The following is a 19,977-nucleotide window of genomic DNA, read 5'->3' as shown; positions in this document are numbered from 1 at the left end:
TTCGACTAAACCCCCATCTCCGTCCCGTAACGCACGGATGACGGCTTGGTTTCACCAAAATTTACGTCAAACGCAGCCGATCAATCCGCCGACCGGCACGACCACGGTATCGCGTCCCGGACGGTCGATCCGTAGCGTCGCCGCGGTGACCGTCGCACCGGCGGTGATATCGGCCCGCGTCGCGATCGCCATGTCGAGCGTGGCGGTCACGTCATCGCGGCGGTATTGCGTGATCCCGCCAAAGCCGAACCCGATCGAATCCGTCTGGGTTGCACGCGCGTAATCGGCGACCTTGCCGTCGATCGCGAGCCGGACCTGCGCCGGATCCGCGCTGGCCATCGCCACCATCTGGCGGTTGACGTCGAGCGTCCAGAGATAGGCGGCGCACCCGCGCACGGGCAGTTTCTGTTGCCCGATCGCGCCGAGCGGACTGGCGCCGGGATTGGCCGCAGTCGCTGGTGCAGCAGCCTGGAGGGAGAGGACGAGAGCAAGCATCATGGCGCGAGGCCTATCATGAAGAGCCATGCCGGATAAGCCGCGATCGCCAGCAATGCGCCGAACGGCAGCGCGGTATCCGCCGCCATCGCGCGCCCCTTCAGGTGCGCGGCAAGCACGACGCCGAGCCCGATCATGCTCGCGATCAACAGCACGGCCGGCAACATCTGCCACCCGAGCCACAGCCCGATCGCCCCAAACAGTTTAGGATCGCCGCCCCCCATCCCGTCACGCCCGCGGATCCTCCGATAGCCGAACGCGACAAGCCACAGCACGCCGAACCCTGCCACTCCACCGATCAACCGCTCGACAATCGGCGGATCGATGCCGAACGCAGCGCTCGCCAATCCGGCCAGCGCCAGCAACAGCGTCAATCGGTCGGGCAACCAGAACGCCACCAGATCCAGGCTGGCGAGCGCAAGCAACAGCCATCCGAACACAGCGCCTGCGATCCCGACCGGTCCCGGCGCGACGATCCCAGCCGCGACGCCGATCGCCAGCGCAGCGAGTTCGATCCGCCAATGCACCGGACTGATCACAGCATGACAACCGCGGCACCGTCCGCGCAGCACGAGCGCGCTCAGCAACGGCACCAGCTCGACCGCGCGGAGAGTCCGTCCGCACCCGTCACAGGCCGATCGCCCCTGCATCACCGATCGCTCGTCGGGCCAGCGGATCACCAGCGCCGCGATGAAACTCCCGAGGATCGCGCCAAGCACACCCAGCGCCATCGCCCAGAAGCCGATCTCAGACACCGGTCTTGCGGATCAGATAGCGGTAGACGCCGAGCAGGTTGATGCCGAACAACACGATGTTCTGCGTGCCGAGCGCCCAGTCCCCGGTCAAGGCCGCACCGCTCAGCCACGCGATCGACGACGCGACGAACAGCACGAACCCCCACCCCGTCACCCGCCGTCCGAAATCGAGCGACACCATGAAGGCGGCGATCACGCCGGATCCGGCCGCGAACCATTTGAGCGAGGCGATAAGTGTTTCCATAAGCCGGGTCTAAGGTCCTTCGCGCTACCGCGTACTGAGCGAGGTCAAGCCGAACTGCTTAGAGTTCGCGCGTATAATAACGCGAGAACGAGGTATCTTCATACGCGGCAAACGGTCCGCATGCGACGAACCCCGATCGCTCGTACATCGCCCGCGCCGGTGCGAACGGCGCGTTGGTTCCGGTTTCGAGGCTGACCCGCCGATACCCTCTCGTGCGAGCCTCCGCGATCAGATGGTCGAGCATCGCCTGCCCGACACCTTGCCGGAGATGCGTCGGCGCGGTCCGCATCGACTTCAGCTCGCCGTGTGCCGCATCGAGGTGCTTCAACCCGCCGATTCCGGCCAGCGTCTCGCCGTCCCACGCCGACCAGACCGTCACCGCCGGATCGCGCAACCCCGTCATGTCGAGCGCAAACACGCTGCCCGGCGGCGAATTCGCGTGGGCCTCCCGCAAATGCAGCGAGATCAGCGCGATTACATCGGCATGCGTCAGCGCGTCGCGCACGATCCGCACGGAGGTCAGCGGACCCTCAAGGCAGGGTTTCGCCAGCCTCGACGCCCCACAGCCCTGCGATCTGGACGAAGCCCGCCTGCCCCTTCACGTCGATCCGGCACCAGCCATTCCCGCACTGGCTCAGCCGCCCGACCACGCCCGGCGCCGCGCGAAACGACAATCGGCTCGACGCATCGGGACGCTCGCGCAAATCGACTGGCGCGCCGCCGCGAACGATGCCGGTACGCGCGCCGCTCAGCAGGTTCGCCTGCATCCAGCCCTCGGTACCGTCGGGATCCGCGATCTTGCGCCATTCCTTGAAGATCGCGACGACCTTCACCGGCAATTCCTGGCGCTGGTACAGCCAGCTCGCGGGGTACGTCCGCGCAGGGCCAGTCCGCATCCGCGCACGCGATGCCGAGATGGACGCGTAATAGGGCACCGTCTTCTTCGTCGCATCGGCGGCCATCGCCGGGTCCGGCACCAATGCGGCAAGAACGAAGGCGGAGAGCGCGGCGGCGAAAATGCGCATGGTCATGTCCTAACAGGCGAACCCCTCTCTAGTGCGACCTAACCCTTTGCTCAACCGACGTTGCTACCAACGCGACGCCTTCGGGGACGCGATCATTGACGCGCCCGCGCCGCTTCGCCAAGCCGTCTGCATGACCGACACACGCCGCTGTCCGAACCCCAAGGTCGTCGTTACGCGCGAGCTGGCCGACACGCTGATGGACCGGATGGAAGCGCTGTTCGACACCAGCAACAACCGCGCCGACGCGAAACTGACGCGCGACCAGCTCGCCGCCGCAATGGTCGACTGCGACGTGCTCGTCCCCACTGTCACCGACGACATCGATGCGGACCTGATCGCGGGCGCGGGCGACCGGCTGAAGCTGATCGCCAATTACGGCGCCGGCGTGAACCACATCGACCTGAAGGCGGCACGCGCCCGCGGGATCATCGTCACCAACACGCCGGGCGTCCTCACCGAGGACACGGCGGACATGACGATGGCGCTGATCCTATCGGTCCCGCGACGGCTGGCGGAGGGCGAGAAGCTGGTCCGCTCCGGCCAGTGGAAGGGCTGGAGCCCCGGCGGCATGCTCGGCCACCGGATCGGCGGCAAGGCGCTCGGCATCGTCGGCATGGGTCGAATCGGCCAGGCCGTCGCACTGAGGGCACGCGCGTTCGGGCTGACGATCCACTATCACAACCGCACCCGCCTACCCGCGGTCCGCGAGGCGCAACTCGCAGCGACGTTCCACGCCTCGCTCGACGACATGCTCGGCAGCGTCGACATCGTCACGATCCACACGCCACTCAACGCCGACAGCCGCGACCTGATCGATGCGCGCCGGATCGGCCTGATGCGACCGCACGTCTACCTGATCAACGCAGCGCGCGGTGGGATCGTCGACGAAGGCGCGCTGGTCGACGCGTTGGAGAACGGCAAGCTCGCCGGCGCCGGCCTCGACGTATGGGCGCACGAGCCGGAGATCGATCCCCGACTGCTTGCGCTGCCCAATGTCGTCATGCTCCCGCACATGGGGTCCGCCACGCTCGAAGGCCGGATGGCGTCGGGCGAGCGCGTCATCCAGAACATCCGGATGTGGGCCGACGGCCACCGCCCGCCGGATCAGGTCCTCGACGGCTGGGCGTGAGCGGAAATTATAATATGGGTTAAGATACGGGAACAGATTCCGCGGTGCAGCATTTATCGGCCACCCCCGGAGAAAATGGAGTGTCCCCGATGAAGAAGTTCGCCGTTTCCGCCCTGCTGCTCGCATCCGCCGTCTCGATGAGCGCCTGCTCGACGCTCAAGGGCGCCGGCATCGGTGCAGCCGGTGGCGCAGGCGTCGCCGCCGCAACCGGTGGCAGTGTCGAGAAGGGTGCGGCCGTCGGTGGCGCGGGTGGCGCGGTCGTCGGCACCGTCGCCGACTGATCGATTTGCCCGTAAAATGAATGCCCCTCCCCCATCAGGGGGAGGTGTCGCCGAAGGCGACGGCGGGAGGATACGAAGCAGAGGTTTCCACTCCTCCCCGTCGGTCTGGCAAATGCCAGCCACCTCCCCCTCGTGGGGGAGGACCAAGGCACCTCAGACTGCGCGCATCCAGTGTGTGCGCTTCACGGTTCCGGTCATCACTTTCGACCCGAACGCCTTGATGATCTTGGCCGCGTCATCGCTGTTCATCAGTACGACGCGTGTCCCGCCGGAGGGCAGCGTCTCGATCGCGCTGATAATCGCGTCGTGTTTCTTGCACATTGCGAGAACCGCGGGCTGTTCGACAGTGACGTTGACTGCGCGCGAGATCGGCACGACCGTTTCGCCTGTCGTCACAACGTGAAGCTCATGGTCGAAATGGAAGAATAGAGGGTCATGCGGCATTCCCGGCTCGGAGCGGGAGCGCAAAGCATCTCTCAGTCGCGGCATGCCCGTACGAAGCGCCGCAATGAGGTCCTTATGCGCGCAATGACATGAAACGACAATGGCGCGTCATGTTCGCACCCGCAGCAAAGCCAGCCCGAAGCCGACGAAGACACCCCCCGTCACGCGATCGAACGCGCGCCGCAACGCCGGTCGCGTCAGATACCGCGCCAGCGTCTGGCCACCCGCTGCATAGACGCCATACCAAAAGCTCTCGATCACCGCGAAGGTCGCGACGAGGATCGCGAACTGCGGTGCCTGCGGTGACGCGCGATCGACGAACTGTGGCAGGAATGCTGCGGCGAACAGCAGGAGCTTAGGATTGCTGGCGGCGATCACGAATCCGCCCCGGAACAGCCGCCGCGCCGACAGTGTGACGGGCAAAACGTCCTCGCCCCCGCTAGTGCCCACGTCGATCGGCGATCCGGCGCCGCGCCATGCCTTGATGCCGAGAAAGATCAGGTACGCGACGCCTGCATAGCGAAGCGCATCGAACACCCGCGGCCATGCCGCCAGCAACGCCGACACGCCCGCCGCCGACGCCGCCAGCACGAGCACCAGCGCGGTCAGACACCCTGCCATCGCCGCAACGCTACGCCGCGCACCGAACGCCACGCTGCGGGTCATGACATGCAGCATGTTCGGACCGGGCGTTCCCGACAGCAGGAATACCGCGACCACGAACAACCACCACAGATGCAACGTCATTTCACGCCTCTTATTCTCAGCGAACTACCCCAACCAAGCCCGTCATACCGACAGTTCCGTCACCTCAGCGAAAGCTGGGGTCTCGTCGTGTGGCGCCGTTCGCCTGCCACGAGGGGTACCCCAGCTTCCGCTGGGGTGACGGACATTGGGATGAGGGACGTTAGGGCGACGACGCTGGGACGACAGACGTCGAGGCAACGGACGTTGTACGAACACCTTTCCGCCCACCACAACCCGTCACCCCAGCGAAAGCTGGTGTATCATCGTGGAACTCCAGTCACCCGCAACGAGAGAGAGAGACCCCAGCTTTCGCTGGGGTGACGGTGTCGAGCAGGGAAACGCGAGGCCCACCGGGAAGACCTCAGCCTTACCTCAATCCCCGGTCAGGATCCGATCGACCAGCTGCCCGACACTGGGCACGAACCCGTTCGAATAGAACGGATCCTTCTTGAAATTATACGCCGCATGCCCCGCGAACATCAGGTTCTGGTCGATATCGCCACCATGCGCGATGTCCTGCAGCGTCTTCTGGATGCAGAAGCTGCGCGGATCGGCCAACCGCCCCGTCGAGTTCGTCTCGGTATCCGCCCAGCTCGAGAACGAGCATTGCGAAAGGCAGCCCATGCAATCGGCCTGGTCCTTGCGGATCATGCCCTTCTCGTCCGGGCTGACGAACACCAGCGTGTTGTCCGGCGTCTTGAGCGCATCGGTATGCCCCTCGCCGAACCAGGTTCGCGCTCGCAACAGGTCGTTGCGCGTGACCCAGAAGTTCTTGCCCTTAACACCGACGTCCAGCTGGAACACGTGATCGCCCGCCTCCTGCGTCGAGAACGCGATCTGGCGCTCCGATCGCGCTTCCAGCGAGCGCAGGAACGGATTGCGCACTGCCGACGAATAGAAGCCGGTCGGCGAGAATTTGTGCAGCAGCACGTCGCCTTCCTCAATCTGTGTCAGCGCGTTCTTCCAGCCCTCGGGAATCGGGCTTTCGCGCGTGAGCAGCGGCCGCGTGCCGAACTGGAACGCGATCGTCCCCAGCTCCGGATTGTCGATCCAGTCGTTCCAGTCGCGCAGATACCAGACGCCGCCCGCCATCACGATCGGCACGTCGTCGCTGATACCGCCTTCGCGCATCACGTCGCGCAGTTCCTTGACGCGCGGATACGGGTCCTGCGGCTTCAACGGGTCTTCGGCGTTCGACAGGCCGTTATGCCCGCCCGCGAGCCACGGATCCTCATACACCACCGCGGCCAGCCACTCGGCCGCCTTCGAATAGGCGCGCTTCCACAGCGCGCGGAACGCACGGCCCGAACTGACGATCGGCAGATAGCTGACGCCGTAGGACGCGGTGATCTCGGACAGCTTGTACGGCATCCCAGCGCCGCAGGTGACGCCGGCCACCTTGCCGCGAGTCCGCTCCAGCACGCCGTGCAGGATGCGCTGTGCACCGCCCATTTCCCACAGGACGTTGATGTTGATCGCGCCCTTGCCGTCGGCGATCTCGTACGCGCGCTCGACCTGCTGGACCGCGCCCTCGATCGCGTATTCGACCAGCTCCTCGTGACGGGCACGCCGCGTCAGAGCTTCATAGACCTGCGGAATGATCTTGCCGTCGGGATCGTAACTGTCGGCGTTCACGGCAGAAACCGTGCCGATGCCGCCCGCTGCGGCCCATGCGCCGGCAGAGGCATGGTTGGTCGCGGCCACACCCTTGCCGCCTTCCACCAGCGGCCACACTTCGCGACCGTTATAGACGATAGGCTTCAGGCCCTTGAACACGACGTCACCTCTCCCGGAAAATACGGCCCCCTATATCGCAAGGACGCAGGGCGCGAGCAATATTAAGACCTAGCTTAGCGCGCCGGGTCGTGCGAGCGCACCTTCGTACAGTGCGCGATAGCGAGCGATCATAACCGCTTCATCGAATTCCGCCCGCGCGCGCGCCTGGTTCGCAGCACCAACCGACGCGCGCAGTGCCGGATCGGACACCAGTGCCTGCAACGCATCCCGTAACCGTACCTCGTTGGCTATCTCGGTCACGAATGGCAGATTCTCCGGCGAAACCATGCGCCTGATGTCACCGACCGGATAGCTCGCGATCGGCAGTCCCGCCGCCATCGCCTCGACCACCGAGATCGGGAACTGCTCGCTCCGCGACGACACGGCCAGCATGTCGAAATGGCCGATATAGCGATAGGGCCGGTCGAGAAACCCGGGCAGCACCAGCTTGTCCGCCATCCCCATCGCCGCGGCCGCCTGCAGAATGTTCGCGCGCTCCGGCCCCTCACCGACGATCACGAGGCGCACCCGCCCCGACACGCCGCCGACCGCGCGCACCAGCGCGGTGAGGTCCTTCACCTCGCGCAGACCCGCCAGCGCGCCGATCACGACTTCCTTGGGGTTGGGCGTGAAGCCGGGGATCGCCTTCGGCTCGGGCTTCTGCGCGTAATATGCCGTGCCGATCCCGTTGACGATCCGGTGCACCCGCTCGCGCGGCTGCTTCCAGGTGTTGAGCGCGATCCCCTCGAGCACTTCGGACGGCACCGCCAGTGCATGTGCCGCACCCAGCGCGAGCCGGCGATAGATGTTGCGCTCGATCTTCAGGCCACCCGCCTCGTCGGCGTTGAACCCGTCCTCGTGATGGACGATCGGCGGCGCGCCCTTGCCGAACGCCCGCCGCGCCATCACCCCGTCGATCGCGCCCCAATTATACGTCAGCACCAGATCGAACCGCCGCATATACTGCGCGATCGCTTCGTAGCGCTTGACCGAAGGCTTGCCGGTCAGCGGCGGCGGGTTCTGCGCGATCTCGTAGCGGATGCCCTTCGCGATCGAATCCCGAGCCCCCAACGCATCCGGTACGCCCGACACGATGGTATGCTTAGCCCGATCCCCGAATGCATTCATCAGTCGAACCGCCCGCGCCTCCTTGCCGCCAAGGCTGAACGACGAATGGAGATGCAGGATGTTCACGGGAGCGGCCATGCCCGAGCGATGCCGATTTTCGGCTGTGCTTTCAAGAGGACCGGCAGCATTCGAGGGCGCCCGATCGAGGCCAACAATCCGAAGCGCCCCCGACGCCGACGCGCCTCATGCAGCAGTGGCGTTACTGACTTCATGCGACCCGAGAGTATATCGCCGCGGGAGGCGTGCTGGTCCTTGCTGTATCGGCGCAGCGACCTCGCTCGCCGGCCACCACCTCGTCTCGAAGTCTTCGATCGCTACCGGATCGAACGTTCGGAAGACGGCAAGACCGCCGCCTCCCGAACGGCCATATGGTCTACGCGGCGAACACAGTCTTCGAAATGTGCGTGATTCGACAGGCTAAATCCGCCTCTCCGCTTGCGATGACGTAGAAGTCGCCTGCATCCGCGATCCCCGTCGTGAAGACGACGTTGTCGAGGTACATGCTGTCCTTCAGCGGCTCGGTCAGCGCCGGGCTGGGCTCCAGCAACGGCGTATGCTGCGTCGCGACGGTGATCGACGGATCGTCCTTGTCGAGGATCGACCAATAGGTCCGGTAGATGCCGACCACGCCCGACGGCTCGACTCCGTGCCACAGCGTCAGCCACCCCCGATCGGTCAGGATCGGCGGCGCCCCTCCCCCCATTCGCGCGGTCGACACCGTGGCGGCATGCGGCCGGATCCCGGGCTTGTCGTGCGGCTTCCAGTGCAGCGCATCGGGCGAGCGCGACAGGTTGATCGACGGCCCCGCGCGCCATTCGCTGCCCGGCGGATACGCGAAATACAGGTCGCCGAGCGGGCGGGTCTGCGCCCAATATTGCCCGTCGATCAGCCCTTCGAAGATCAGCATGTCCTTGTTCTGGTGATCGAGCACGATCCCCTCGAGCTGCCAGTCGAGCGCATCGGCGGACGTATACAGCGTCGTCGAATGGCGCTCGGGGCTGACCGAACAGGTGGTCATCAGATAGCGGTCGCCGACCTTAGAGATCCGCGCATCCTCGACGCCGTAGCATTGATACGAGGTGCGCGGCGCGATCGCCTTGTCGTAATGCACCGCGACGACCGAGCGCCCCTCAGGCTCCAGTTCGACCGGCAACAGCCACGACAGCGACGTCAGCGCCATCACCTTCCACCCGCCACCGGGGATCAGGAATTTACGCGGATCCTTCGTATCCACCATCGCCAGTGGCCAGGCGTCGAGCACATACGCGCCGTCTTCCCAGCGGATCGCATGGACGTTGCCATCCCTGATCGGTTTTTTCAGCGCCTCCGCCACACGCACCATCAGCAGCAGATTGCCGTTCGCCAGCCGCGTCATCCCCGGATTGAACGCGCCGAGCACATAGGTCTCTGCGCCGACCTTGCCCGCCAGCGGCGAGCGCGACAGGTCGATGTCGGCGGGGGTGAAGACGAGCTGATCGAACATGCTGTACTCCTTTGATGCGTAATCGGTTCGGGCCTCAACGCCCTCCCCCAGTTCCGTTCGGCCCAGTTCCGTTCACCCACCCTTTTCCGTCCGCCCCACCCCTTCCGTTCGCCCTGAGCGAAGTCGAAGGGTGTGCCCCAAGTGAAGGTGCTTCGACTTCGCTCAGCACGAACGGAATTGGGGAGGTTAGTCGGCCCCTATTCCCCCTCCAGCGCCCGGGGCACGATCACGATCTGCTGAATCACGGTCCGCGTCGGCTGCGTCAGCACGAACTCCACGCCGACCGCGATGTCCTCCGCGCGCAACATCTGCTCCGCCTCGATCATCTGGCGCTGCTTGTCGTCGGGGACGTCGGGATACTGCATGTTCGACCCGACCTTGCCCGGCTCGATCAGCGAGACCTTGATCCCCTTCGGTCCGACCTCGCGCCGCAGGGCCTCGGCGAACCCGGCGATGCCCGATTTGATGCCGGCATACACCGTCGAGCTGGGCCCGAGGATATGCGCGCTCAGCGAGCCGATGATGACGATGTCGCTGATCGGCGTCATGCGGTGTGCAGCATGATGCGCGCTGAGCAGGTACGCGGTGAAATCGACCGCGATCGCATAGCGGAGCTCGTCCTCGCTCATCTGCATCAGGCCGCCCGCCGCAACCGCAGCGTTCACCACGGTGATGTCGAAGCCGCCGAGATACGCCTCGCCCGCATCGAAGAACGCGCGGACCTTGTCGGGATCGGCGAGCTCGGTCACCATCCCGTCGCCCTCGCCGACCTCGCGGATCCGTGCCAGCGCGTCCTGCAGATAGCGTTCGTCGCGGCCGCAGATGAAGACCTTGGCCCCTTCCGCCGCGAGCATCACCGCGATCGCCCGGCCGATCCCCGTGGTTCCGCCGGTAATGATCGCGCGGCGGCCCTTCAGCGGGCGGACAGTGGTGTGGGCGTCGGAGAGTTCGGTCATCAAGTATCCCGGTTATTCAGCAGATTATCGGCCAGCGGTACGCGGCCTCGCCCTCCCCTAAGCGCGGATCGCGGCCCCCTCAAGCGCGCGCGCCAGCAACCCGTCGATCGAATCGTGCAGCATCGGCTCGCTCAGCGTCGGCGCATGACCGACACCCGGTACGGTCACGAGTTCGGCGCGATCGAGCGACGCCGCCATCCGTTCCGCCGTCGCCGCGGACAACAAGTCCGATCGCCCACCGCGCACGATCAAGGTCGGTACGTCGCGAAGCGAGCCCAGCGCCTGCCACATATCCGGCCCCGCCTCGTTCCCCGGCACGCGGAACGGCTCGGCGATCTTCAGGTCGTAATCGAGCACGATCCGTCCCGAACTGTTCAACCGATAGAGCCGCTTGGCCATCGCCAGCCAGTCCTCGATCGCGAAGTCGGGATAGACGTCGGCGTTGTTCTCCGAAACGCAGCGCGCCGCATGCATCCAGGTCGGGAACACGCTCGCCTTGCCGACATAGCCGCGAATCCGCGACAGGCCCTGCGCGTCGATCTCCGGGCCGACGTCGTTGAGCAGCGCCGCCATCATCCGACCTCTGGAAGGACCTGCCATCAGCATCGTCACGATCCCGCCGAGCGACGTGCCGAACGCGATATACCGGTCGATCCCCTGTTCGGTCAGCAGCGCCTCGACGTCCTGCACGTACGTCAGGGGCACGTACGACATCGGGTCCTTCGCGTACGCGCTCTCGCCGCGGCCGCGGAAATCCACCGCGATCAGCCGCCACCGCCCTGCGAGCCTTGCCGCCAGCGCATCGAAATCGCGCGCATTTCGCGTCAGGCCCGCCATGCAGAGGATCGGCGGCTGGTCTTCAGCCCCGCCCGGATAGTCCCGCGCGTGCAGTCTCAGGCCGTCGTTGGACCACCAATAGAGGTTTTCGTAAGCGGCCATGGTTGCGTCCTTCGGGTAGCGGCCACCATATCGCCACATGCCTATCTCCCCGCAAGCCTATCGCCCCGAAGCAAAGCTCCTTGAGCTCGGCGACGGCTTCTTCGACCCCGTGGCCCCCGCCGACTTTCCCGAGACCCGGCTCCGCTTCCGCAACGATCGCGCCGCCGCGCAGATCGGCGTCGACACGCTGACCGACGACGAATGGACGCGCCATTTCGGCCGGTTCGAGCCGCTCCACGGCACGCTGCCTCAGCCCTTTGCGCTGCGCTATCACGGCCACCAGTTCTGCAACTACAATCCCGATCTCGGCGACGGCCGCGGCTTCACCTTCGCCCAGATGCGCGACGATCGCGGTCGCCTGATGGACCTCGGCACCAAGGGCTCGGGCCAGACGCCCTGGAGCCGCGCCGGCGATGGCCGGCTCACGCTCAAGGGTGGTGTCCGCGAAATCCTCGCAACCGAGATGCTCGAAGCTTTGAACGTCCCGACCTCGCGCACGCTGTCGCTGATCGAGACCGGCGAGCAGTTGCAGCGCGGCGATGAGCCCAGTCCGACGCGCTCCGCCGTCCTCGTCCGCCTCAACCACAGCCATGTCCGTATCGGCAGCTTCCAGCGGCTCGCCTATCACCGCGACGAAGCGGGATTGCGTAAACTCGTCGGCTACACCCTGCGCAACCTCTACGACGAGGACAGCGAAGACCCGGTTCGCCTGCTCGATCTCGTCGTCGGTCGCACTGCCCGCCTCGCCGCGCGCTACATGGCCGCCGGCTTCGTCCACGGCGTCCTCAATTCCGACAACATCAACGTCACCGGCGAGAGTTTCGACTACGGACCCTGGCGGTTCGCCCCAACCTGGGATCCCGCCTTCACCGCCGCCTATTTCGACCACCAGGGGCTGTATGCGTTCGGCCGCCAGCCCGAGGCGATCCACTGGGACGTGATGCAGCTCGCCGTCGCGCTCCGCCAGATCGCCGACAGCGATCCCCTGGTGGCCGCGCTCGACCAGTTCGGCCCGCGCTACCAACCAGAAGTCACGCAGGCGATCCTCTGGCGCCTCGGCGTCCGCTCGCGTGATCCCGACACCGACCGCGACCTCGTCCAGGCCACCGAACGCGCACTGCGCACCTCGGGCGTCGGCATCGACCGCTTCTTCTTCGACGCGTTCGGCGGGGACCTGCCCGAAACCTACGCAGAACCCTGGACCGAGGTCCGCACCGCACTCGCGTCGTACGCACCACGCAAGGATCGCGCGCATCCCTATTGGTCGGGCGAGCCGTGCAGCATGCTGATCGACGAGGTGGAGGCGATCTGGGCGCCGATTGCCGAGCGTGACGATTGGACGCGCCTGAACGCCAAGGTCGCCGCGATCCGCGGCATGGGAGACGCGCTCGCCGAATAATTGGAATCATTCCGGATTTGAGGCAAGAGCAGCGCCATGTCCGACGAGATCATCTCCCACGAGCCGGCCACCGGCGCGGTCCTCTGGCGCCATCCGGTCGGCGACGTCGACGCGGAGGTCGCCTGCGCCCGCGCCGGCTGGTCGAGCTGGGCGTCGAAGCCGCTCGCCTTCCGGATCGAGACGATGCGGCGCTTCGCCAACATCGTCCGCCAGCGCAACGACGCCTTTACCGACCTGATCGCCCGCGAGACCGGTAAGCCGATCTGGGAAGCGCGCGGCGAGGTCGAGACGGTCATCGCCAAGGTCGACATCTCGGTCAGCGCCTATGCCGACCGCACTGCGCAGCGCCGTCTCGAAGCGACGATGGGCTCGCGGATCGCCGTCCGTCACAAGCCGCACGGCGTGCTCGCGGTGCTGGGGCCGTACAACTTCCCCGCGCATCTGCCCAACGGCCACATCGTCCCCGCGCTGATCGCGGGCAACGCGGTCGTCTTCAAGCCGTCCGAAAAGACTCCCGCGGTCGGCGCGTTCCTGGTCGAGTGCTTCCGGGCCGCCGGCGTCCCCGCGGAATGCATCCGTCTCGTCATCGGTGGCCCGAACGAGGGAAAGGCGCTCGCCGCGCATCCCGATATCGACGGCCTGCTGTTCACCGGATCGGCGCGCACCGGCCTCGCGCTCAACCGCGCGTTCGCCGACAAGCCGGAGAAGATCCTCGCGCTGGAGATGGGCGGCAACAACCCGATCGTCGTGTGGGACACGCCCGACCTTCACACCGCAGCGGTGCTGATCATCCAGTCCGCCTTCACCACCGCGGGCCAGCGCTGTACCGCCGCTCGCCGGCTGATCGTCGACACCAAGCTCTACGATCCGCTGATCGCCACGCTCGACAAGATGGTCGGCCGGATCATCGTCGGCGAACCGCACGCGACCCCCTCCCCGTTCATGGGCCCGGTGATCGATAACGAAGCCGCCGACCAGCTCAGCGAGAGCTTCCTCGAACTGCTTACACGGGGCGGCCGCGCGATCCGCCATCTCGAACGTCCGGTCGCGAACCTGCCTTTCCTGAAGCCCGCGCTGATCGACGTCACCGACATCGCCGACCGCCCCGACATCGAGCTGTTCGGTCCGATCCTGCAAATCGTCCGCGTCGACGACTTCGACGCCGCGATCGCCGAGGCCAACAACACGCGCTACGGCCTGTCCGCCTCGCTGATCAGCCAGACGCCGGCGCTCTACGACCGCTTCTGGGCGAACATCCGCGCTGGCATCGTCAACTGGAACAAGCCGACCAACGGCGCCTCGTCGGGCGCCCCGTTCGGCGGCATCGGCTGGTCGGGTAATCATCGCCCCAGCGCCTATTACGCGGCCGATTACTGCGCCTACCCGGTCGTCAGCAGCGAATCCGAAAGCGCCCGCGCGAGCATCGGCATCGGCCTCAGCGACGGCTGAGCGACCACGGAAAGCAATCCTACCTCCCGCCAAAGCATCATTCGGTTGCGGTGCAGCGCGTTGCCGCCCATCTCCGGTCGCATGGCAAGCCTTCTAGATCCTACCGCCCGCGGGCGCGTTATCCTCGTCGGGGCGGGGCCGGGCGATCCCGGTCTCCTCACCGTCCGCGCGGTCGAGGCGCTGAAGACTGCCGACGTCGTCGTGCATGATGGCCTGATCGACCCGCGCGTGCTCGATATCGCACCGCCCTCGGCACAGCGCATCTCGGTCGCCAAGCAGCGCGCACGCCACACGCTGCCGCAGGAGGCGATCAACGCGCTGATCATCGCGCATGTGAAGACCGGCGCGATCGTCATTCGCCTCAAGGGCGGCGATCCGTTCGTGTTCGGCCGCGGCGGCGAGGAAGTCGAGGCAGTTCGCGCCGCTGGACTCCCTGTCGAAGTGATCCCCGGCGTCTCGGCTGCGCTGGGTTGCGCCGCGGAAGCGATGCTGCCGCTCACCCACCGCGATCATTCGAGCGCGGTCAGCTTCGTCGCCGGCCAGTGCAAGGGCCTGACCGAGCAGGACTGGTCCGGCCTCGCCGGCCAGGGCCGCACGCTGGTGATCTACATGGGCATCGCGACCGCGACCGACATCGCCGACAAGCTGATGGCCGATGGTGTTGCGCCTGACATGCCCGTAGCCGTCCTCGAACGCGGCACGCTCAAGGGTAGCCGCGCGATCCGCACGCTGCTTGCCGATCTCGGCGCAATGGTGACGCGCGAAGCGGTGCAGAGCCCTGCGATCATCGTCGTCGGCGAAGTCGTCGAACTGTCGGATGCCGAAGACAAACTTGCCCGCTGGGCCCGCGTAGCAGAGGACGCCGCCGCATGAAGCTGTTGACCGGAAACGATCTTCCCACCGGCGACGTCGTCTGGTGGACCGGCAACGGCTGGTCGCGCCACATCGAGGACGCGGTCGACGTCGGCGTGGCGGGCGAATCCATCCTCCAGGCGGAGGAAGGCGCCCGCCGCGTCAACGTACCGTACTTGATCGAGGCAACGCAGGCAGAGGACGGCCCCCGCCCCGCCCACATCAAGGACCGCATCCGCGCTTTGGGCCCGACGATGCGGCCCGACCTGACTCTCAAACCCGCCGACCCTAACGCCGGCAGCTGGGTAATCTGATATGTATAAATACGACGAATACGACCAGGCGATCGTCGACCAGCGCGTCGACGAGTTTCGCGATCAGGTCCGCCGCCGCCTGTCGGGTGAACTGACCGAGGATCAGTTCAAGCCGCTACGGCTGATGAACGGGCTGTACCTCCAGCTGCATGCGTACATGCTGCGCGTGGCGGTGCCGTACGGGACGCTCGACGGGCGCCAGATGCGGATGCTCGGGCATATCGCGCGCAAGTACGATCGCGGGTATGGGCACTTCACCACGCGCCAGAACATCCAGTTCAACTGGATCCAGCTCGACCAGACCCCGGACATCCTCCAGGAGCTCGCGACGGTCGAGATGCACGCCATCCAGACCAGCGGCAACTGCATTCGCAACATCAGTTCCGACCAATTCGCGGGCGCTGCCGCGGACGAGGTCGCCGATCCGCGCCCCTGGGCCGAGCTGATCCGCCAATGGTCGACGTTCCACCCGGAATTCACCTACCTCCCGCGGAAGTTCAAGATCTGCGTGATCGCGGCGGACGAGGATCGCGCGGCGATGCGGTTGCACGACATCGGCATCGGGCTGCACGTCCGCGACGGCGAACTCGGCGCGAAGATCTTCGTCGGCGGCGGGATGGGCCGCACGCCGATGATCAGCCACGAGATCCGCGATTTCGTCCCCGCCGACGACCTGATGAGCTATCTCGAGGCGTGCCTACGCGTCTACAATCGCTACGGCCGGCGCGACAACATCTACAAGGCGCGGATCAAGATCCTGCTGCACGAGATCGGGCCCGACGAATATCGCCGCCAGGTCGAGGAGGAGTTCGCCGCGGTGAAGGGCCTCGGCCTCGATCCGCCGCGGGCCGAGCTGGAGCGTATCACGAGCCACTTCGGCGCGCCCGATTTCGACGCTAGCGCCTCGACCGAGCTCGACCGCAGCGACCCCGACTTCGCGGTCTGGCTCGACCAGAACGTGAAGGCGCACAAGCAGCCCGGCTATGCGATCGTCAACATCAGCCTCAAGCCGATCGGCGGCATCCCCGGCGACGCGTCGGCGGACCAGATCGACGTGATGGCCGATCTCGGCACGCGCTACAGCTTCGACGAACTGCGCGTCACGCATGCGCAGAACATCGTCCTGCCGCACGTCCGGATCGCCGACCTGCATGCGGTGTGGTCGGCGCTGAACGACGCCGGGCTCGCCGAAGCCAATCTCGACCTGATCAGCGATATCATCGCCTGCCCCGGTCTCGATTATTGCAGCCTCGCCAATGCACGCTCGATCCCGCTCGCACAGAAGATCGCAACGCGGTTCGGCAGCTTCGATCGCCAGCGCGACCTGGGCGAATTGAAGCTCAAGATCAGCGGCTGCATCAATGCGTGCGGGCATCATCACGCGGGCCACATCGGCATCCTCGGCGTCGACAAGAAGGGCACCGAGAATTATCAGCTCTCGCTCGGCGGCTCGGGCGCGGAGGATGTGAGCCTCGCGAAGATCACTGGCCCCGGTTTCTCGGAGGACGGCGTGGTCGACGCGATCGAGCGCGTCACCGACCGGTACCTGCAGGTCCGCGATCCCGGCGAACGCTTCCTCGACACCTACCGCCGCGTCGGCTTCGAGACGTTTAAGGAGGCGATCTATGGTTGAGTATCCAGACCAGACGCTGCTCCGCTTCCGCGACGACGAGCCGCATGACGAGCCGGCGGTGACGCTCGATTCGTTAATTGGCCAGAGCAACGCCGCGGCGGTTCGCCTTGAAGCGGGCGACGATGCACGCGCGCTGTTGCCGCAGATCGACCAGCTTGCGCTGATCGAGGTGAGCTTTCCCGGTTACCGCGACGGGCGTGGCTATTCGTCCGCACGAATCCTGCGCGAGGCGGGGTATACCGGCGAGCTGCGGGCGCAGGGCGACGTGCTGGTCGACCAGATTCCGCTGATGCGGCGCTGCGGGTTCGACAGCTTCGCGCCGCAGGCACCGATCGACATCGACGTGCTGCGCGCGAGCCTGGAACGCTACGATACGCCGTACCAGAAGGCTGCCGATGGTGCGGTGCCGGTGTGGAAGCTGCGCCATGGGTGAGCCCGCGCGTCAACTCGACATGATCGACGTCACGCCGGCGTTCACGCGCGCCGATGCGATGGCGATGCAGGAGCAGTTCGAAGGCGTCTCCGCACAGGAGATGCTGTTCGAACTGCTCGTCGGCGAATTGCGCGGGCGGATTGCGGCGGTGTCGTCGTTCGGCGCGGAGTCGGCGGTGCTGCTGCACATGGTCGCGCAGGTCGACGTCGACGTGCCGGTGATCTTTACCAACACGCAGAAGATGTTCGGCGAGACCTTGGCCTATCGCGACGAACTGGCGGAGAAGCTGGGGTTTACCGATCTACGCGTGTTCCGTCCCGATCCGCGGTTGCTGGCGATCAAGGACAAGACGGGGTTGCGCTGGTCCTACGATCCCGATGGCTGCTGCGACCTGCGGAAGGTCGAGCCGTTGCGCCGGGCGCTGGCGCCGTTCGATGCGTGGATTTCGGGGCGGAAGGGGTTCCAGTCGGGCACTCGTACCGCGCTCCCCCGGTTCGAGGAGGACGAGGGCCGCCTGAAGATCAACCCGCTGGCGGATTGGGACAAGGCCAAGCTCGACGCCTATTTCGCCGAGCACGAACTGCCGCGGCATCCGCTGGAGGCGCAAGGTTACCTCTCGATCGGTTGCGCGCCGTGCACGACCAAAGTCGCCCCCGGCGAAGACCCGCGCGCAGGCCGCTGGCGCAGCTTCGACAAGGTCGAATGCGGCATCCACGCACCGACCGATTACGATCCGATGATCTGATCCAATTCCCTCGCCCCTACGGGGAGAGGGAGGGAGGAGCCACTTGGCGACGGAAGGGAGAGGGGCGTTGGGATGCAACGTCCCGAGCCTCACTCCCCTCTCCCTTCCCACCGCAAGGGCGGCGGGCCCCTTCCCTCTCCCCGCAGGGGCGAGGGACTGAGCAATCAATACTCGGCGAGATCCGAGAACTTGGTGATCGTCGGATCGAACTTCATCCGGACCTTACCCGTCGCACCGTGGCGCTGCTTGGCGATGATCAGTTCCGCCAGGCCATACACCCGCTCCATCTCCGCCGCCCACGACGCATGGTCCTCGAAGATCTTCGAGCTATCCCCTTCCGCCGGCCGCTTGGGCTCCTTCGACGCGACGTAATAGTCCTCGCGGTACACGAACCAGACCATGTCGGCGTCCTGCTCGATCGACCCCGACTCGCGAAGATCCGACAGCATCGGCGTCTTGTCCTCGCGCGACTCGACCGCACGCGACAGCTGCGACAGCGCCAGAACGGGGACGTTGAGGTCCTTCGCCAACGTCTTCAATCCGCGCGAAATCTCGGAGATTTCCTGGACACGGTTGCCGTCCTTGCTCTTGCCCGACCCCGACAACAGCTGGAGGTAGTCGACCACGACGAGACCGATCTCGTTGTTGTGCCGACGCTGCAACCGGCGCACGCGCGTGTGCAGCGCACCGATCGAAAGGCCACCGGTATCGTCGATGAACAGTGGCAAATTCTCCAGCTCGGCAGCAGCGGCCGCCAACTGCGCGAACTCGGTCCGGCTGATCTTACCCATGCGGAGCGATTCGGACGAAATCTGCGACTGCTCCGCGAGAATACGCGTCGCCAGCTGATCCGCGGACATCTCCAGCGAGAAGAACGCGACCTTCGCACCGACCGAATCCTTCGGGGCGATGCCGTCGGCCATGTCGCGCATCCAGCGCCGCGCGGCGTTGAACGCGATGTTGGTGGCGAGCGACGTCTTGCCCATGCCCGGACGGCCGGCGAGGATCATCAGATCGCTGTGATGCATGCCGCCGATCTTGGCGTTGATCGAATCGATGCCGGTGGTGACGCCCGAAAGATTGCCGCCCGAATTGAGCGCGCGCTCGGCCATCTTGACCGCCGCGGTCGTCGCCTGCGCGAACGACTTCACCGTATTCTCGGAGCCGCCATCGGCCGCAACCTTGAACAGCTCTTCCTCGGCGAGTTCGATCTGCGCGCGCGGATTGACCTCCTCGGAGGTATCCATCGCGCGATCGACGAGCGTGCGACCGACCGATACGAGCGCGCGCAACATCGCCAGATCGTAGATCTGCTGCGCGAACTGGCGCGCACCGATCAGCCCCGCGCCGCTGCCGGTCAGTCCGGCCAGATACGCCGGCCCGCCAAGCTCGCGCATGCCTTCGTCTGCATCGAACATCGGCCGCAGCGTCACCGGCGTCACCAGCATGTCGTTGCCACGCAGCGTCTTGATCGCCGCGAAGATGCGCCCGTGGACCGGCTCGAAGAAATGCCCCGGTTCGAGCTTGTCGACCAGATCGTCCGCCAGCCGGTTGTCGATCATCATCGCGCCGAGCATCGCGGCCTCGGCCTCGACGTTGCGAGGAAGCTGCTGCGGCTCGGCCACGGCGGGAACGGGGAATGCGAGAGTTGCCATTCCTTGCACCTACGCGAAGCGCGCGCGCGCGTCCAAGCCGTCGCGCCGGAATGCTGGGGATAAGTGACAGGCCGAACGCGCCCCGCTATCGAACC

Annotated in this window: 22 protein-coding genes; 9 read left to right on the top strand and 13 right to left on the bottom strand. The window is 66.0% G+C overall.

Features of this window, described 5'->3' with window-relative positions; all coding sequences use genetic code 11:
• Nucleotides 1–66: 66 nt before the first annotated feature.
• From AC3D24_RS02010 to AC3D24_RS01990, 5 genes are read right to left on the bottom strand one after another with little or no spacing between them, the layout of a single operon-like run.
• Entirely contained in the window at nucleotides 67–498 is a 432-nt protein-coding gene (locus AC3D24_RS02010) for a hypothetical protein (RefSeq protein ID WP_489027740.1), read from the bottom strand.
• Nucleotides 495–1,226 (bottom strand): prepilin peptidase, encoded by a 732-nt coding sequence (locus tag AC3D24_RS02005; RefSeq protein WP_489033012.1) that lies wholly within the window; start codon nucleotides 1,224–1,226, stop codon nucleotides 495–497. Before AC3D24_RS02005 ends, AC3D24_RS02010 begins: the two co-directional genes overlap by 4 nt.
• 16 nt (nucleotides 1,227–1,242) lie before the next feature.
• The gene (locus tag AC3D24_RS02000) at nucleotides 1,243–1,494 is read right to left on the bottom strand and encodes a hypothetical protein (protein ID WP_489027738.1); all 252 of its coding nucleotides are present in this window, start codon (nucleotides 1,492–1,494) and stop codon (nucleotides 1,243–1,245) included.
• 58 nt (nucleotides 1,495–1,552) lie between these two features.
• Nucleotides 1,553–2,008: a GNAT family N-acetyltransferase gene (locus AC3D24_RS01995; protein WP_489027736.1), complete on the bottom strand. Its 456-nt coding sequence runs from the start codon at nucleotides 2,006–2,008 to the stop codon at nucleotides 1,553–1,555.
• Between the two features lie 16 nt (nucleotides 2,009–2,024).
• The gene (locus AC3D24_RS01990) at nucleotides 2,025–2,519 is read right to left on the bottom strand and encodes an SH3 domain-containing protein (protein WP_489027734.1); all 495 of its coding nucleotides are present in this window, start codon (nucleotides 2,517–2,519) and stop codon (nucleotides 2,025–2,027) included.
• Nucleotides 2,520–2,649: 130 nt separating this feature from the next.
• Here AC3D24_RS01990 and AC3D24_RS01985 point away from each other — a divergent pair, with 130 nt between their 5' ends.
• Nucleotides 2,650–3,648: a 2-hydroxyacid dehydrogenase gene (locus AC3D24_RS01985; protein WP_489027732.1), complete on the top strand. Its 999-nt coding sequence runs from the start codon at nucleotides 2,650–2,652 to the stop codon at nucleotides 3,646–3,648.
• 89 nt (nucleotides 3,649–3,737) lie between these two features.
• Nucleotides 3,738–3,929 (top strand): YMGG-like glycine zipper-containing protein, encoded by a 192-nt coding sequence (locus tag AC3D24_RS01980; RefSeq protein WP_055879018.1) that lies wholly within the window; start codon nucleotides 3,738–3,740, stop codon nucleotides 3,927–3,929.
• Between the two features lie 153 nt (nucleotides 3,930–4,082).
• Here AC3D24_RS01980 and AC3D24_RS01975 read toward each other — a convergent pair whose 3' ends face one another.
• The 7 genes from AC3D24_RS01975 to AC3D24_RS01945 all read right to left on the bottom strand — a co-directional run bounded on the left by AC3D24_RS01975 (nucleotide 4,083) and on the right by AC3D24_RS01945 (nucleotide 11,402).
• On the bottom strand, nucleotides 4,083–4,325 hold the full coding sequence (locus AC3D24_RS01975) for a hypothetical protein (RefSeq protein ID WP_489027729.1): 243 nt from the start codon (nucleotides 4,323–4,325) through the stop codon (nucleotides 4,083–4,085).
• 156 nt (nucleotides 4,326–4,481) lie between these two features.
• A complete protein-coding gene (locus AC3D24_RS01970; protein WP_489027727.1) occupies nucleotides 4,482–5,120 on the bottom strand; it encodes a LysE family translocator in 639 nt (212 codons plus the stop codon).
• A 372-nt stretch (nucleotides 5,121–5,492) separates the two neighbouring features.
• Nucleotides 5,493–6,896 carry an NAD(P)H-dependent flavin oxidoreductase gene (locus tag AC3D24_RS01965; RefSeq protein ID WP_489027725.1) on the bottom strand — a complete coding sequence of 468 codons (1,404 nt, stop codon included), beginning with the start codon at nucleotides 6,894–6,896 and terminating at the stop codon, nucleotides 5,493–5,495.
• A 69-nt stretch (nucleotides 6,897–6,965) separates the two neighbouring features.
• Nucleotides 6,966–8,102: a glycosyltransferase gene (locus AC3D24_RS01960; protein WP_489027723.1), complete on the bottom strand. Its 1,137-nt coding sequence runs from the start codon at nucleotides 8,100–8,102 to the stop codon at nucleotides 6,966–6,968.
• A 295-nt stretch (nucleotides 8,103–8,397) separates the two neighbouring features.
• Nucleotides 8,398–9,507, bottom strand: coding sequence for a glycoside hydrolase family 130 protein (locus AC3D24_RS01955; RefSeq protein WP_489027721.1), 1,110 nt, complete (start codon nucleotides 9,505–9,507; stop codon nucleotides 8,398–8,400).
• Nucleotides 9,508–9,704: 197 nt separating this feature from the next.
• Nucleotides 9,705–10,463, bottom strand: a complete 759-nt coding sequence (locus AC3D24_RS01950) for an SDR family oxidoreductase (protein WP_489027719.1) — start codon at nucleotides 10,461–10,463, stop codon at nucleotides 9,705–9,707.
• A 57-nt stretch (nucleotides 10,464–10,520) separates the two neighbouring features.
• Entirely contained in the window at nucleotides 10,521–11,402 is an 882-nt protein-coding gene (locus AC3D24_RS01945) for an alpha/beta fold hydrolase (protein WP_489027717.1), read from the bottom strand.
• A 37-nt stretch (nucleotides 11,403–11,439) separates the two neighbouring features.
• Between AC3D24_RS01945 and AC3D24_RS01940 the strand changes: the two genes are divergently transcribed.
• The 7 genes from AC3D24_RS01940 (at nucleotide 11,440) to AC3D24_RS01910 (ending at nucleotide 18,227) form a co-directional block, all read left to right on the top strand.
• A complete protein-coding gene (locus AC3D24_RS01940) occupies nucleotides 11,440–12,801 on the top strand; it encodes a protein adenylyltransferase SelO family protein (protein WP_489027715.1) in 1,362 nt (453 codons plus the stop codon).
• Between the two features lie 36 nt (nucleotides 12,802–12,837).
• The gene (gene astD / locus AC3D24_RS01935; protein ID WP_489027713.1) at nucleotides 12,838–14,250 is read left to right on the top strand and encodes a succinylglutamate-semialdehyde dehydrogenase; all 1,413 of its coding nucleotides are present in this window, start codon (nucleotides 12,838–12,840) and stop codon (nucleotides 14,248–14,250) included.
• Between the two features lie 81 nt (nucleotides 14,251–14,331).
• The gene (gene cobA, locus AC3D24_RS01930) at nucleotides 14,332–15,123 is read left to right on the top strand and encodes a uroporphyrinogen-III C-methyltransferase (RefSeq protein ID WP_489027711.1); all 792 of its coding nucleotides are present in this window, start codon (nucleotides 14,332–14,334) and stop codon (nucleotides 15,121–15,123) included.
• Nucleotides 15,120–15,416 carry a DUF2849 domain-containing protein gene (locus tag AC3D24_RS01925; RefSeq protein ID WP_489027709.1) on the top strand — a complete coding sequence of 99 codons (297 nt, stop codon included), beginning with the start codon at nucleotides 15,120–15,122 and terminating at the stop codon, nucleotides 15,414–15,416. The genes cobA and AC3D24_RS01925 overlap by 4 nt, the downstream gene beginning before the upstream one ends.
• 1 nt (nucleotide 15,417) lies before the next feature.
• Nucleotides 15,418–17,049 carry a nitrite/sulfite reductase gene (locus AC3D24_RS01920; RefSeq protein WP_489027707.1) on the top strand — a complete coding sequence of 544 codons (1,632 nt, stop codon included), beginning with the start codon at nucleotides 15,418–15,420 and terminating at the stop codon, nucleotides 17,047–17,049.
• Complete coding sequence (locus AC3D24_RS01915; protein WP_489027705.1) at nucleotides 17,042–17,482, top strand: DUF934 domain-containing protein; 441 nt, start codon at nucleotides 17,042–17,044, stop codon at nucleotides 17,480–17,482. Before AC3D24_RS01920 ends, AC3D24_RS01915 begins: the two co-directional genes overlap by 8 nt.
• Nucleotides 17,475–18,227 carry a phosphoadenylyl-sulfate reductase gene (locus AC3D24_RS01910; RefSeq protein ID WP_489027703.1) on the top strand — a complete coding sequence of 251 codons (753 nt, stop codon included), beginning with the start codon at nucleotides 17,475–17,477 and terminating at the stop codon, nucleotides 18,225–18,227. The genes AC3D24_RS01915 and AC3D24_RS01910 overlap by 8 nt, the downstream gene beginning before the upstream one ends.
• Nucleotides 18,228–18,391: 164 nt before the next feature.
• Here AC3D24_RS01910 and AC3D24_RS01905 read toward each other — a convergent pair whose 3' ends face one another.
• Entirely contained in the window at nucleotides 18,392–19,882 is a 1,491-nt protein-coding gene (locus AC3D24_RS01905; RefSeq protein WP_056063049.1) for a replicative DNA helicase, read from the bottom strand.
• Nucleotides 19,883–19,977 lie beyond the last annotated feature (95 nt).

Source organism: Sphingomonas sp. SL1004 (assembly GCF_057815015.1).
The sequence above is the reverse complement of the archived record's forward strand: the minus strand, read 5'-3'. Positions and strand labels throughout refer to the sequence as shown.

Excerpts from the sequence above, each read along its gene's own strand:
- AC3D24_RS02010 (WP_489027740.1), bottom strand. The coding sequence starts at position 498 with ATGATGCTTGCTCTCGTCCTCTCCCTCCAGGCTGCTGCACCAGCGACT.
- AC3D24_RS02005 (WP_489033012.1), bottom strand. The coding sequence starts at position 1,226 with ATGGCGCTGGGTGTGCTTGGCGCGATCCTCGGGAGTTTCATCGCGGCG.
- AC3D24_RS02000 (WP_489027738.1), bottom strand. The coding sequence starts at position 1,494 with ATGGAAACACTTATCGCCTCGCTCAAATGGTTCGCGGCCGGATCCGGC.
- AC3D24_RS01990 (WP_489027734.1), bottom strand. The coding sequence starts at position 2,519 with ATGCGCATTTTCGCCGCCGCGCTCTCCGCCTTCGTTCTTGCCGCATTG.
- AC3D24_RS01985 (WP_489027732.1), top strand. The coding sequence starts at position 2,650 with ATGACCGACACACGCCGCTGTCCGAACCCCAAGGTCGTCGTTACGCGC.
- AC3D24_RS01980 (WP_055879018.1), top strand. The coding sequence starts at position 3,738 with ATGAAGAAGTTCGCCGTTTCCGCCCTGCTGCTCGCATCCGCCGTCTCG.
- AC3D24_RS01970 (WP_489027727.1), bottom strand. The coding sequence starts at position 5,120 with ATGACGTTGCATCTGTGGTGGTTGTTCGTGGTCGCGGTATTCCTGCTG.
- AC3D24_RS01960 (WP_489027723.1), bottom strand. The coding sequence starts at position 8,102 with ATGGCCGCTCCCGTGAACATCCTGCATCTCCATTCGTCGTTCAGCCTT.
- AC3D24_RS01955 (WP_489027721.1), bottom strand. The coding sequence starts at position 9,507 with ATGTTCGATCAGCTCGTCTTCACCCCCGCCGACATCGACCTGTCGCGC.
- AC3D24_RS01950 (WP_489027719.1), bottom strand. The coding sequence starts at position 10,463 with ATGACCGAACTCTCCGACGCCCACACCACTGTCCGCCCGCTGAAGGGC.
- AC3D24_RS01945 (WP_489027717.1), bottom strand. The coding sequence starts at position 11,402 with ATGGCCGCTTACGAAAACCTCTATTGGTGGTCCAACGACGGCCTGAGA.
- AC3D24_RS01940 (WP_489027715.1), top strand. The coding sequence starts at position 11,440 with ATGCCTATCTCCCCGCAAGCCTATCGCCCCGAAGCAAAGCTCCTTGAG.
- astD (WP_489027713.1), top strand. The coding sequence starts at position 12,838 with ATGTCCGACGAGATCATCTCCCACGAGCCGGCCACCGGCGCGGTCCTC.
- cobA (WP_489027711.1), top strand. The coding sequence starts at position 14,332 with ATGGCAAGCCTTCTAGATCCTACCGCCCGCGGGCGCGTTATCCTCGTC.
- AC3D24_RS01925 (WP_489027709.1), top strand. The coding sequence starts at position 15,120 with ATGAAGCTGTTGACCGGAAACGATCTTCCCACCGGCGACGTCGTCTGG.
- AC3D24_RS01920 (WP_489027707.1), top strand. The coding sequence starts at position 15,418 with ATGTATAAATACGACGAATACGACCAGGCGATCGTCGACCAGCGCGTC.
- AC3D24_RS01915 (WP_489027705.1), top strand. The coding sequence starts at position 17,042 with ATGGTTGAGTATCCAGACCAGACGCTGCTCCGCTTCCGCGACGACGAG.
- AC3D24_RS01910 (WP_489027703.1), top strand. The coding sequence starts at position 17,475 with ATGGGTGAGCCCGCGCGTCAACTCGACATGATCGACGTCACGCCGGCG.
- AC3D24_RS01905 (WP_056063049.1), bottom strand. The coding sequence starts at position 19,882 with ATGGCAACTCTCGCATTCCCCGTTCCCGCCGTGGCCGAGCCGCAGCAG.